This is a genomic window from Endozoicomonas arenosclerae (genome assembly GCF_001562015.1).
Classification (GTDB): domain Bacteria; phylum Pseudomonadota; class Gammaproteobacteria; order Pseudomonadales; family Endozoicomonadaceae; genus Endozoicomonas_A; species Endozoicomonas_A arenosclerae.
This window is the reverse complement of the sequence record NZ_LASA01000072.1, coordinates 17535-30811: the sequence shown is the minus strand read 5'-3', so window position 1 is coordinate 30811 and position 13277 is coordinate 17535. Positions and strand designations below refer to the sequence as shown.

8 protein-coding genes are annotated in these 13277 nt (G+C 49.3%); 4 read left to right on the top strand and 4 right to left on the bottom strand.

The genetic code is table 11. The features are described 5' to 3' along the window. The coding region (locus tag WG89_RS29320; RefSeq protein ID WP_172806784.1) for a transposase at positions 1-161 on the bottom strand (161 nt) is incomplete at its 3' end. 175 nt (positions 162-336) lie between these two features. Here WG89_RS29320 and ahcY point away from each other — a divergent pair. Both ahcY and metF read left to right on the top strand, forming a co-directional pair. Continuing rightward, positions 337-1734 (top strand): adenosylhomocysteinase, encoded by a 1398-nt coding sequence (gene ahcY / locus WG89_RS10875; RefSeq protein WP_062265542.1) that lies wholly within the window; start codon positions 337-339, stop codon positions 1732-1734. 190 nt (positions 1735-1924) lie between these two features. Continuing rightward, positions 1925-2776, top strand: a complete 852-nt coding sequence (gene metF / locus WG89_RS10870) for a methylenetetrahydrofolate reductase [NAD(P)H] (RefSeq protein ID WP_062265538.1) — start codon at positions 1925-1927, stop codon at positions 2774-2776. Positions 2777-2827: 51 nt separating this feature from the next. On the opposite strand, the gene WG89_RS10865 is transcribed toward metF, so the two are convergent. Further along, entirely contained in the window at positions 2828-3403 is a 576-nt protein-coding gene (locus tag WG89_RS10865) for a putative antibiotic biosynthesis monooxygenase (RefSeq protein WP_153301532.1), read from the bottom strand. Between the two features lie 149 nt (positions 3404-3552). Here WG89_RS10865 and WG89_RS10860 point away from each other — a divergent pair, with 149 nt between their 5' ends. Together WG89_RS10860 and WG89_RS10855 are read left to right on the top strand one after the other, a co-directional pair. After that, positions 3553-4278 (top strand): 16S rRNA (uracil(1498)-N(3))-methyltransferase, encoded by a 726-nt coding sequence (locus WG89_RS10860; RefSeq protein ID WP_062265532.1) that lies wholly within the window; start codon positions 3553-3555, stop codon positions 4276-4278. An 81-nt stretch (positions 4279-4359) separates the two neighbouring features. Then, positions 4360-6408, top strand: coding sequence for an ETS domain-containing protein (locus WG89_RS10855; protein ID WP_062265529.1), 2049 nt, complete (start codon positions 4360-4362; stop codon positions 6406-6408). Here WG89_RS10855 and WG89_RS29315 read toward each other — a convergent pair. Next, entirely contained in the window at positions 6332-6799 is a 468-nt protein-coding gene (locus WG89_RS29315) for a chemotaxis protein CheW (protein WP_079253785.1), read from the bottom strand. The two genes, WG89_RS10855 and WG89_RS29315, sit on opposite strands and share 77 nt — an antisense overlap. A 22-nt stretch (positions 6800-6821) precedes the next feature. Further along, positions 6822-13028 carry a hybrid sensor histidine kinase/response regulator gene (locus tag WG89_RS10850; protein ID WP_062265526.1) on the bottom strand — a complete coding sequence of 2069 codons (6207 nt, stop codon included), beginning with the start codon at positions 13026-13028 and terminating at the stop codon, positions 6822-6824. Between the last annotated feature and the right edge of the window lie 249 nt (positions 13029-13277).

The window sequence follows — 13277 nt, the reverse complement described above, 5'->3', positions numbered from 1 at the left end:
AAGTAAATTTCATAACGCTCTGAGATAGCCAAGCATACCTCCTTCAACGTCTTGTCTACTTCATCGCTAAAGACCACTCTTCGATACTTTGCTGGACAGACCAAGTGATACATAAGAACAGTGACATTGTGGGATTTGTGGATGAACCTACTTTTAGCCATCCACAAAATGTAGTCACAAGTTCATGCTGCGGCTAATGCCGCAGAAACGCAGCAAGCTGCGGGGAATATGACCCGTAGAGATTCAAAATCTATATCAAAAAAAATTGATATAGATTAAGGCGACTGTTAGACTTCAACCTATCTTTCGGTAAGTACGCATAACAGGATCATACCCATGAGCGCTACTCCTGCAGCTGTTGAGAGCTTTACTGACTATCGGGTTGCTGATATCTCCCTCGCCGAATGGGGCCGCAGGGAAATACAGATCGCCGAAGGCGAAATGCCCGCACTGATGGCTATTCGTGAAAAGTACCGTGACCAGCAGCCTCTGAAAGGGGCCAGGATCATGGGCTGCATCCATATGACCATTCAGACTGCTGTACTGATCGAAACCCTGGTAGATCTGGGGGCCGATGTACGCTGGTCTTCCTGTAACATTTTCTCCACCCAGGATCACGCTGCTGCTGCCATCGCCGCTGCAGGCATTCCCGTATTCGCCTGGAAAGGTGAAACGGAAGAAGAATTCTGGTGGTGCATTGAGAAGACTGTTCTGACAGAAGACGGCAAGCCCTGGGACTCTAACATGATCCTGGACGACGGCGGTGACCTGACCCTGTTGCTGCACGACAAGTATCCGGAAATTCTGGATAACATCCATGGTATTTCTGAAGAAACCACAACCGGTGTTCACCGCCTGCTGGAAATGCTGGAAAAAGGCACTCTGAAAGTACCTGCTATCAATGTTAACGACGCTGTTACCAAGAGCAAGAACGACAATAAATACGGTTGCCGTCACTCTCTGAATGACGCGATCAAACGGGGTACTGACCACCTGCTGTCAGGCAAGAAAGCCCTGGTTATCGGTTACGGTGACGTAGGTAAAGGTTCTGCTGCTTCCCTGCGTCAGGAAGGCATGATCGTTAAAGTTACTGAGGTTGATCCTATCTGTGCCATGCAGGCTTGCATGGACGGTTTTGAGGTCGTATCGCCTTATATTAACGGTGTTAACGACGGTACTGCTGCCAGCATCAACAAAGAGCTGCTGGGCACTACCGATTTGCTGGTCACCACAACCGGTAACGTACACGTCTGTGATCGTGAAATGCTGAAAGCACTGAAAAACAGCTGTGTAGTCTGCAACATCGGTCACTTTGATACTGAAATTGATACTGCTTTCATGCGTGATTCATGGGAGTGGGAAGAAGTTAAGCCTCAGGTCCATAAGATCTGGCGTGACAAGAGCAGTAATGATCACCTGATCCTGCTCTCTGAAGGTCGCCTGGTAAATCTGGGTAATGCCACAGGTCATCCATCCCGTATCATGGATGGTTCTTTTGCCAATCAGGTTCTGGCCCAGATTCATTTGTATGAAGAAGGCTTTGCCAACCTGTCTCCGGCTGAAAAGGCTGAGAACCTCTACGTTAAGGTTCTGCCCAAGAAGCTGGATGAAGAGGTGGCACGCTACATGGTTCAGGGCTTTGACGGGGTAATCACCCAGCTGACCAAACAGCAGGCAGACTACATCAATGTCGCTGTTGATGGTCCATTCAAAGCTGATGAGTACAAGTACTAGTCAGCACTGAGCCTGCCTATATGTGCAGGCTCGTTCGCCGATTTTAATGCCTTGAGGATGGGGAAGGATTTTCATCACTCCAGAATGAAACTGCCATGGTTTTGCAGTAAACAGCCCTGATTTGACTAAACAACAGTGGGCTTATTAATTCCGTGTGCAACAGAACAGTGATGAAGGCTCTGAAATAACGATGACGAGTAACAAGAAAAAGCTGCCGATCAGCTTTGAGTTTTTTCCGACCAAAACGGAAGAGGGGGCTAAAAAGCTCGATCAGACAGCGATTGAGCTGGCCAAGTGCCAGCCGGAATTCTTCTCTGTCACCTACGGTGCTGGTGGCTCTACCCGCGATAGAACGCTGGATACTGTCCTGAGTGTTCGTGGTTGCACAGACATTTCTACTGCACCTCACCTGTCCTGCGTGGGTGACAGCAAAGCTCAATTGAAAGCTCTGCTTGAACAGTACAAGAGTGAAGGCATAAACCGCATTGTTGCTTTGCGCGGTGACCTGCCTTCCGGTATGGGCCGCTCAAACGGCGAACTTCAGTACGCTAATGAACTGGTAGAATTTATTCGGGCTGAAACCGGAGATCATTTCCATCTGGAAGTGGCCGCCTATCCGGAAACCCATCCACAGGCTCAAAATTTTGAAGCGGATCTGATCAACTTCAAACGCAAGGTAGATGCCGGTGCCAGCTCTGCCATCACTCAGTATTTCTTCAATGCTGACAGCTACTTCTACTTCGTTGATCGTGCCAGAAGTATGGGCATAGATCTGCCCATCATTCCGGGTATTATGCCAATCACCAACTACACCCGACTGGCGCGTTTTTCTGACGCCTGTGGTGCAGAGATTCCACGCTGGGTTCGCAAGCAGCTGGAAGCCTATGGCGATGATATCGACAGCATCAAGCAGTATGGTGAAGAAGTCGTCACTCGCATGTGTGAAAGGCTGATTGAGCAGGGTGTTCCGGGCCTGCATTTCTATGCCCTGAACCAGGCCGATCCTTCCCAAAATATCTGCAAGAACCTTAATCTGATCTGATAATTCTGCGGCCGGAAATCTTCTGGCCGCAATCCTGTCTTTGCCTACCTTCTACGCGTCCTTAAACAGCCAGGAAGAAAAAATCCTGGTCATAAAGGGCATGACAAACCAGGTCATCAAGATACACGTACAGATACAGCTGATCAGAATGGTCACAAACTTGGGCATTCCGACGGGCAGAACCAAAGGCAGCAGCGTATACAGTGTGAGGATTAAAGGGTAAACCGCCAGTAAAGTCACAATGGCCATTTTATATCGTGGAATGGTTTTGGGCGGAATGTCCGGAAGGTCAAACCAGAACTCCATTCCCTCATGCTTTTTATACTGGAGTTTCTTTTCCAGTAGTGGCTGCAGTTGTTTCAGCCTTTCCTGGCGTTCATTGGATTCTTCCCAGACAATCAGGTTGGAATGATGATCAAACCGGAATACTGCGGTATAAGCAATATACTGACTGGATGTACGATCAGGCGATCTGAAAAAGTACGCACCTTGATGCCCCTTAAAGTGTGCGGCAGCCTGGGTAATATCAGATACCCATTGTTTAAAGTCTTCTTCGCATTCGGGTTTGATATGGTAGGACACCATGACCGTGATGGGGTCATCCATTCCGGTGGTTAACGTCTCCAATAGAGCCTCCCTTTACTTCTTGAAAGAGCTGTATTTAAAAGCGAATCCTGCCATATTGCAGGGGCTTGGGTATAATTCTTTGCAGTACCAATGCCACATTAAGAGGAAGAGCAAAGGCTTTCTCCGCTTTGCCTTTCCATGAGAACGCCATGAGAAACCCTCGAATCTATACCGATCAGCCACTGGCAGAAGGCCAGGTAGTTGAACTGACCGACAGCGCCGCCAATCATGTAGGCAAGGTGCTTCGCATGAAGCCGGAAGAGCCATTGATTCTGTTCAATGGTCATGGCTCGTCATGGCAGGGCAGTATTCAGTCCGTTTCAAAGAAAAGTGTTACGGTGACTCTGAGTGCCCTTATTGAGAAAACCACGGAATCACCCCTGAAAGTTCACCTGGGACAGAGCCTGAGTCGTGGTGAACGAATGGATTATGCCATTCAGAAAGCGACTGAAATGGGTGTCATTGAAATCACACCGCTGTTCTCGGAGCGTTGTGAAGTGAAATTGAACGCAGAACGCCAGGAAAAAAGACTCAGGCATTGGCAGCAGATAGCCATCAGTGCTTGTGAACAGTGTGGCCTGAACCGGATTCCTGTTATTCATCCACCCGAAAATGTCGCTGACTGGATGCAGATGCAGGAGACCGACCTTAAGTTTGTGCTGCACCACAGAACCGAGAAAAAACTGGAAGGTTTTGATCGGCCAGAATCTGTTTCCCTCCTGATCGGTCCTGAAGGAGGGTTAACTCAGGAAGAGATTGTTGCAGCAGAAACCTCTGGCTTCAATGCTCTGGCTCTGGGCCCTAGAGTGCTGAGAACAGAAACGGCCCCGATTACTGCGGTGAGCATTATGCACTACCTTTGGGGCGATATCTGATCACAAGATAGGAACTTTTGTCCAATTCAGGAGTCTAACAGGCTTGTTTGGTCTGAAAATTATTTTAGAACAGGAGGTTCTATGGATTCAGTATCATTCGGGCCTTCTGTTGTTGCTCAGTCCTCAAAACTCACAACGTCTGAACAAACACTTTTTGACAAGATACAGCCCGGAACAGCTTTTGGTGTTATTAATGGGCAGCCTAAAACAGTGTATGGACTTTCTCCGGAAGATCGGCAGAAATACATGCCTGAGGCGACTAAACAACAGTTACAGAACAATATCAGAAGTTGGGATATTCGAGCTGCGCAGATAGATAAACAGGTCGGATCAAATGATATCCCACAAGCTCAGGTTGCGCTCACGCAAAAAGCCCCTCACCAGTTTGTTTCTGACGTCCTTTTTCTTGATAAAGACGCTTCTTCATTAGAAGTCTTTCACTGGGATAGTTCGAGTGATATTGATTTTGGCATAGGATGTTATGTAGACATACCCTGTTCAGATATTGTGCAACCAGGGAAGCAGTTCGTATTAGTCAATAGCAGCCAGAAGCAACTGCAACCGAAAAGTGCCACCAGAGGAAAAGACATCGATAAAGAGGTCTGGCTGCAACCCGGTGAATCAATACTGCTTGAATGCCAAACCATTGGTGCTAAGTCGCAATGGGTTGTGGTGGCTCATTTTCAGGATGTTACTGTAGATGTTGATGCCAACCCTCTTATGAGAGAGTCCGGAGTCGTTCAGGTATTACACCGGGAGTCGCAAACTTTTGAGAATGATGGTGAGTATCACCTAACCCAACCTATTATTGAAGCTCTGCTGCAAGACAAACTTCATGAATTCCCCGATTTTGACTGGACGTTTTGTGGCTCACCTAAAGAGCTGACTCAATATATAAAGAAACTGTCTTCTAAAGAGCAATGTACTGGACACCTTATTTATGAAGATGAAAAATCGAATCATATGGTTGCTGTACGGGTTAGGGTCGAGCATGGAAATGTTGTTTGTTACATCCATGAAACACTAGGCTGGGATACACCTAACTCAAGGGAGATTCGACACCAGCTTCGATCTTGCTTGAAGAGATACTTTGCAGATAAACAGATTGAAATTGTTTCACCGAGGCAGACTCAACAAAAAGATTTTTACAGTTGTGGTGTCTTTTCCATACAAGCCATGATGTTTTTCAATGAACATCCATCCAAACTGGACGAGGTTCTTAAGACCAGTGTGAAGGCTGGCGAGGAGAGTGTTTACTTGATAGATACTGCTGACTTGCCTGCGTATATGATGACCTTGTGCCAGGATTTATCCCTTCCCACTGACGATCAGCTTCGGGAATCATGGACAGGCCAGCGTTTTGAAAGTCTGGATGATTACCTGGCCTCCTTTGAGAAAGTATTTTGGAAGAGTCCTAAAGCAGCCTGTATCAATACTGCAGCGCTCGTTAAACGATATCAGTATCTTGATGATTATAAGCAGTTAGCCACAATGACGGTTTCCATAGTCTTAAACAGACCCGATGGCACTCGGATCTTTACAGCTGGAAGCAAGCAGTCTGATGAGAAAAGTAGTGGGCTTCCTGCCAGTGAATCACTGATGGCTTCTATCCCGCTGAAAAGGCTATCAGATCAGGATCCTGCTATAAAAGAGCCTTCTAAAAAAGTGCGGAAGGTAAGCTCACGCAGATCAGAATCGTCAGTGGAAAAGCCTAAGGAGCAAAAGAAAGGCGCTCTCAGAAATACGCATCATGTTCCGTACTTCCTGCTTAAGTTGCTGAATCAGGTTGGGAGTTCAGAGTCCGGAATACTGGTGTGGGAAAACGAAAAGGAAGGCTTATTTAGAATTGTCGATACAGATAGGTTAGTGGCTGCCTGGCAGGCTGAAACCAGAAAAAGTAAAAAAATTAGCTATGACTCCTTTTCAAGAAATATCCGGCTTTATTACAAAGCGGGTATGATGATTAAAACTGGTAGACCAATGATCTACCAGTTTAATGTAAAACATCCAAATATTGTTGGATGGATGCAAGAGGTTGGCAAAAAAGGTCAGCCTAATGCTGAACTTCCAGCTCAACCAGCTTCTGCTCCAATAGGGACAGATCTGGAACAGCCGCAGGAATTTCTCTGACGATAACCCTGGATGTTTCAGCTGAACCCGTCGCATTTTCCGTTTCAAGGGCTGGTTGAAGATCTCCAGCCGACAATTCCATCTCCTGAGGAATACCCTGAATAACAATGCCATAGAAAGGCAGTTGCTCATTACACGTGCTGCTGTGCATCACGGCGATCCTTGCCGTCGCAGAAAAGTCTGCGAAACGACCGCCATTGATTCGTTCAAAGGAGATCAGCGGGATGGTTTGTCCTCGCCATTCAATTTCACCCAGATACCACCGGTTTTCCTTACTGCCTCCCGATGGCCGGTTGTAGTCCACAACGTCGGCAATACAGGATGCGGGCAGCAGAAGGGGCTTCTGCTGCATGGGGATCAAACGGGACTTCAGGCTTCCGGCATAAGCCATTACACAACTCCTCTGTTCAAGATCATGAGCTTACCTTTGCCCCAATCAGTTGTTCGATAGACTCCAGCAGTGTGGCTTCCTGGAAAGGTTTACCCAGGTATTCGTTCACACCCAGGCTGAAGGCTCTGGCCTTATGCTTCTCACCGGTTCTGGAGGTAATCATGATGATAGGCAGTGACTTCAGGTTGCTGTCATTGCGCACTGCACTGGCCACTTCATAACCGTCCATCTTCGGCATTTCGATATCCAGAAGCATGATGTCGTAGCTGCTTTCTGCCAGCTTAGCCATGGCTTCAACACCATCTCTCGCACTTTCAACCAGATAGCCATTGCGCTCCAGAAGACGGGTGGTTACTTTCCGTACAGTTACCGAGTCGTCTACAACCAGTACGCGCTGGATGGTTTCTGCTTCTTCTTCAGACTGGTTGGTCAGCTCTACATAGTGCTGCTCAATGCGGTGTCTGCGAACCAGAGTGGCTGGGTCAATGATGATGGCAACCCGACCATCACCCAGAATGGTGGCACCGTTTACACCGGTCAAACCGGCAAACTGTGGGCCCAGACTCTTGGTGAAGATTTCACGACCACCAATGATCTCGTCAACATGCAGGGCCAGGTTTTTACCGCCCCGCTCAATGATCACTACAGGGCACTGCTCTGTTTGAATTCTTGGGGTTGGATCTCCCAATAGTTCGCCCAGGAACATCAGCTGGTGTTCCATACCACCGTAGTGCAGAGGCGTACTGTTCTGATAGCAGTCTGTCAGGACTTTGGGAGCCACTACGGTAATACCATCAATAGACTGCATTGGCAGAGCGTACAGGCTGTCTGCTACCTGAACCATCAGGGCACGGTTTACAGACAGGGTAAAGGGCAGACGGAGCTTGAAGGAGGTTCCCTTGAGCTGCTCACTGTCAATCTGGATGTTACCACCCATCTGACGTATTTCTGTATTAACAACGTCCAGACCTACACCACGACCGGATATCTGGGTGACAGACTCGGCTGTACTGAAACCAGGCTCCAGAATCAGCTGGGCAATCTCCTGATCGGTCAGCTCATCTTCAGGTGTGATCAGATGTTTTTCCAGAGCCTTCGAATGTACAGCCTGCAGGTTAATACCGCGACCATCGTCGCTGAGCTCAACAACAATATCAGCACCGTCGCGGGCAATAGAAAGGGTCAGGCTACCTGTCTCAGGCTTACCCAGTGACACCCGGTCCTGAACAGAAGGTTCAATACCGTGGTCAATGGCATTACGCAGAAGGTGCTCAAGCGGCGCCAGGATCCTTTCCAGCATGGTTCGGTCCATCTCGCCTTCAGCGTTGGTCACATTCAGGTTAACCGGTTTGCCCAATTCTGTGGACAGCTGACGGGTAATCTTGCGCAGGCGTGGCAACAGACGACTGAAGGATACCATTCGAGCCTGCATCAGCTTTTCCTGAAGCTCGATCAGAGTCCGTGACTGTTGCAGCAACAGGGTTTCTGCATCCCGGTTCTTGTCCTGGATACCTTCCTTGAGGTCTTTAAGGTCAGTAGCCGACTCGACAAGGGAGCGGGACAGCTGGGTCAGCTCTGAATACTGGTCCATTTCCAATGGATCGAACTCAGGGTCGTTGCCATGCTCTTCTTCAAAGGTAGAAATAATCTGGGCCTGAGTCTCGGTATCCAGACGACGCAGCTGCTCTTTCACACGGTCGATGGTGCTGTCCATCTCTTCCAGTGTGTTACTGATGTCCTGGATCTGCTGCTCAATGCGTCCCCGGTTAATGCTGGACTCACCGGAAAGGTTGATCAGCTGCTCCAGAAGCTGTGCCGGCACACGAATCATCTCGTTGCCTTTGGACAGCGTATTGACTGAACTGCTGGTGACTGGAGTTTCTACACGAGTGGTTGCAGGTGCAGGTTCTTCGACAATAATTTCCGGTGCTGTTGAACGTGTTTCTTCAACAACGGTTTCTCTGGAAATTTCTGTTTTCAGATTTTCTTCAAGAATGATCTGAACGTCGTCAATCTCCAGTTCCGCTGGCTCGGCACTGGGGGGGGGCGACTCTGTTTCAGTCTCAGTCGGTTCTATGAAACCATTGGCCGGACCCGATAGATAGTCAGGCAGGGTTTCAATAGGAGCTTCTGCTCTGGCAAGAGGTGGGAGCTCGGCTTCATAGTCATTATTGAGTGCCCACTGTTCCAGCTGTTCTACCAGAGGTGTCACAGAGCCCAGTGGCTGCTGACTTTTCAGGGCGACCAGCATCTGGTCAATCTGGTCATGAGCGGCCTGAAGCAAATGGATGGGCGCTTTATCTACAGAGCTCCTGCCACTGGCAATGGCACTGTAGATGTCCTCGATAGCGTGGCTGAGATCACCCAGTTCGGGTTGGTCGGCCATTCGTGCACTGCCCTTGAGCGTGTGCAGAGAACGTTGAAGGTCAGTCAGTGGTGCCAGATTCTGGCGGTTATTCAGCCAGTCTTCCAGAGCGTGGTGGCAATCTTCTGCCAGATCGGTGGCTTCTTCCAGGAAGAGCTCAACCAGCTCAAGATCATGCTCTTCTACTTCAATATTCAGAGCAGGAGCTTCTGGTACTGGAGTCGGTGCAGGTTCAGACACCTCGATAGTGATTTCTTCAGAAATCACTTCTTCTATTTCTGGAGCAGCCTCAAGAATAACTTCTTCAACCACTTCAGCAAGAGGTTCTTCTACAGCAGTCTCCAGTGTGATCTCAAGCTCATCACTGCTGTCGAGGGTTTCAACAGCTACTTCCTGGAATGGCGGTGTTTCAATGTCACTGACAGGAGTGCTGTCCAGATTTTCAACCGATGCTTCTGAAGTCAGCAGAGTTTCCAGTGACTCCCTGAGTTCAGTGAAAACGGACTGGGGTGGAACTGGAGTTTGCTGCGCTGCAACCTGGTTCATCATGTCGACCATGGCTTCAAAGCCATTGGACAGGGGCGCAGCAAGCACTCCGGGTAGAATAGTTTCGTGCTTGTCCAGATAGTTCATGACATCCAGCAGAACATCGCAGAGTTCTGCCAGTGATGTCAGCCGGGCTTCGCTGGCACGTTCTGCCAGTGTCGTCAGTTCTTTCTGGAACAGTGCCAATTCATTCTTGGGTAAGGTGTTACGCCAGGTAGACAGGTACTCATCAGCATCCAGCAGTAATCCAAGATCGCTATGGGCAAACAGGTTAGTGTCCTGGCCACCCGTGTATTTTCTGTTGGTGGATTGTGCCTTGTGCTGCTCGGTAATGAGCTGTGCATGGAGGGCTTCCAGCCAGGACAGGTAGTTTTCAGAATCCAGCTCAGGCTGCTTGGGCGATCGGGTCAGCTGCTCAAGACCTTCTTTAATCAGCTCCAAACCTTTATCCAGCATGCTGATGACACGATCGTCAGCTGGAATCAAATGGGCTCTGAAGTCCTTGATGTTCTTTTCAAGGGCAACAATGATCTCGGCCAGAGGCGCAATCTCTGCCATCAGGGCAATGCCCTTCATGGTGTGCAGAGAGCGCTGAACCTGATCACTGATTTGACGTTTGCCACCCTGGGATTTGACCTGATCAACAAAGGACTGAACCACTTCAAGGTGGGCTCTGGATTCACCCAGGAAGACATTGAGCAGTTGAATGTCAATGATGGCCTGATCAGCTTCTGCTTCTTCTACCTGAACTTCAGGTTCGGGCTGAGCTTCAACTTGTGGGGCCGGTTTGGACAGCTCTTCCACGATAGCCAGCTGGGCCGCTTCTGCATCGGGGTCAACTTCCAGCTCAAAGTCGATATCCATTAAAGAATCACTTGAGATAGCTTCCTCAATAGAGTCTTCCTCATCTTCAATGGTGTATTTTTCGCCTTTGGACAGCGCGTCAGCCTGTTCCATGCAGACCAGTACTTCATGAGTCAGAACCTGATTCTGCTCGGCAAAATCTGAAATCAATGCTGGGAGCATATGGGTGACACGGCTGACCAGGTCACGAAGATCAGGAGTATTCTGGATCGTCCCGTCGATCAGACGGTTAAGCATGTTCTCAATGGACCAGGCCAGTTCACCGACAACATTGGCACCCACCATGCGTCCACTGCCTTTCAGAGTATGAAAAGCACGACGAGCGTCCTTCAGTACACCCTCGTTGTCCTGATTGTTTAACCAGCTAGGAATGGCTTCAGCCAGCTGCTCCTGTACCTCTCCAGCTTCTTCAATGAAGACCTCCAGCAGTTCATCATCAATGATGCTTTCTTCTACAGGGGCATTCTGGGGCTCAGGTGTAATTTGAACTTGAGGCGCTTCCTGGACTAAAGGAGCTTCTTCGACCTGGATAGCGTGTGCTACTTCATGTTCTGAAGGCTCTTCTGCAACGGCAGCAGGTTCAATGGCGCTGGAGGATGAGAAGTCAAACTGAACAACATCATAAGGGCTGACTTCAATAGGTCGGTTGGTCAGAGTCACAGAAGCCTGAGCTTCCAGGTTCTCTGTGGCTGAGTCTGCGGACTCGTCTTTCTCTTCTTCCAGAGCGACGGGCATTGAGCCTTCCAGGAAGCTCTGCTCATCCAGTTCAACCGCTTCTACGGCTTCATCTTCGGAAGAGACCGGGCCACGCAGGGCTGAGAGGCTTTCTTCCGCAACGTCCAGAATGGCTTCGTGCTCTTCCTGGCCCTTATCACTAAGCCTTTCCAGATAGTATTCGATACTGGTCACAGCATCTGCGAGCTGCTCCAGTTCCATTTTCTCAGGTGTTTTGCTGTTTTCGATCCATTCGCTCTTGATGTGCTCCGAACAGATTTTTACCAGGTTGGCAGCACGGGTCAGAGGTGTCATGGCCAGGCCACCCTGAACCTTGTGAAGCAGTTCAGGAATCTGGGACAGAAAATCGGGATGATGATGACTGTCAACAAAGTCAACAATGGCATCCTTGGTCTGCTCGAGGTAGTGGCGGGCCTCTTTGATAACGGCCTGATAAACCTCTTCCAGCAGAGGAGAGCCTTCTTCTTCAGACTCAATACTTTCACCGGCAGCGTATCGGGCCAGGGCAGACTCGAGATCAAGGATAGTACCGGCGACATCCATCAGATGCTCTTCAGCATTCTGACCGGTGTTGATCACAGTCTGAATCAATTCTTTCTTCTGCTTCAGACGGGCACGAAGATCTTCCATTCCGAGGATGGTCAGGGTGTCCGCTACCTGCTGAATGATGGGCAGCTGATTTTCCAGAACTAGGGGGTCAGGGTCTGTCGAAAGCAGGTACAGGTCCAGTGCTTCCTTGATGCCCGTCAGTTCGTAGTTCAATGCTTCTACCACTGGGGTAGTAGCATCGACACCGGCAAGCACATCTGAAATGCCTGCCTGAGCCTGGGTGAGAACTTCTTCGAGTTTGTAGCGTGACTTCAGGGCTCCGGTAAAACCATCCTGACCTTCAGAGGTGGCAATGTAGAAGAGCAGGCCACGGAACAATTCATCATTCGGATGAGTGTTTATGAAAGGAGCGCCTTGCTTGATGAACAGGCGGATTTGTCCATCCAGTTCTCTGAGCAGGTTGGCGACGTGAATGTTTTGCTCGATTGACTGGTTATCCAGACCTTCGGTCAGGGCAACACTGGCCTCCCACAGAGGAGAGAGTGGCGCGCCCCAGGACAGATCCTGTAATTTGGCAAACAGTTTGGCCAGAATTTTAATCTGCTGAGCACGGTTCTGATCACGCAGGTAACCCGCCAGAGTCAGCTGATACTTCTGTCGTATTTTTCTCAGCAGTGGCACCAGGCCGGTTTTTTCCAGACTTTCCAGCTGAGGTGGTTCAACCGGGTCGATCAGTGAAGACGTGTCAGGAAAGAAAAAGGTGGCTTCTGGTAGTGGGTCTTCACCACGCAGTTGCCTGAGTTCGTTGATCAAAGGCAACAATGCCAGCGGGCGATCTACACCACTGTTCAGTGTCTGTTGAATATAGCCTGGAAGTTGCAGTGTGGACTGCATCAGGATTTCCAGAGCCATTCTGACATCAGGCACTCTCTGGTTGAGCATAGCCTCGGTCAGCCTGTTCATCTCCAGACTCAAGTGAGTAGCGCCTTCATGCTGCAACATTTTCAGTGCACCATGAACCTGGGTGAAGGCACTTTGCCCGGCATTGATATGGGCTGGGTTGCCTGGCTCTTCCTGGTACTTTTCTAATGCCTGGCGGGCTTCAACGAGCGTCTGCTCAATCTCTTCCTTTACCCACTCCAGGCCAGCATAATCCTGTTGTTCAGCCATTGACGGCCCCCGTTATTCCGTGCCAGCAACCCATGCTGCTGGAATAAAAATCGTCAGTTCTCTATTTTCCTGCCATGAAAATGCCATTTGTTTGTCGTTTATATGGCGTTTCCGGTTCATGGCGGTGTTGTGAAAATACTGCCAGTACGACTTCTGAGTGAGAGTGGTCAGAAGCGAAACAAGCTGCCGGGTAAAGATAAAGGCAGCACCTTGGACTTATAGATTTCACTGTCGGGTATTGGCTGGCAG

What these genes read in the sequence shown, in the direction of transcription:
- WG89_RS29315 (WP_079253785.1), bottom strand. Translation starts at nt 6,799, where the DNA reads ATGGCTTATGCCGGAAGCCTGAAGTCCCGTTTGATCCCCATGCAGCAG.
- WG89_RS10855 (WP_062265529.1), top strand. Translation starts at nt 4,360, where the DNA reads ATGGATTCAGTATCATTCGGGCCTTCTGTTGTTGCTCAGTCCTCAAAA.
- metF (WP_062265538.1), top strand. Translation starts at nt 1,925, where the DNA reads ATGACGAGTAACAAGAAAAAGCTGCCGATCAGCTTTGAGTTTTTTCCG.
- ahcY (WP_062265542.1), top strand. Translation starts at nt 337, where the DNA reads ATGAGCGCTACTCCTGCAGCTGTTGAGAGCTTTACTGACTATCGGGTT.
- WG89_RS10850 (WP_062265526.1), bottom strand. Translation starts at nt 13,028, where the DNA reads ATGGCTGAACAACAGGATTATGCTGGCCTGGAGTGGGTAAAGGAAGAG.
- WG89_RS10860 (WP_062265532.1), top strand. Translation starts at nt 3,553, where the DNA reads ATGAGAAACCCTCGAATCTATACCGATCAGCCACTGGCAGAAGGCCAG.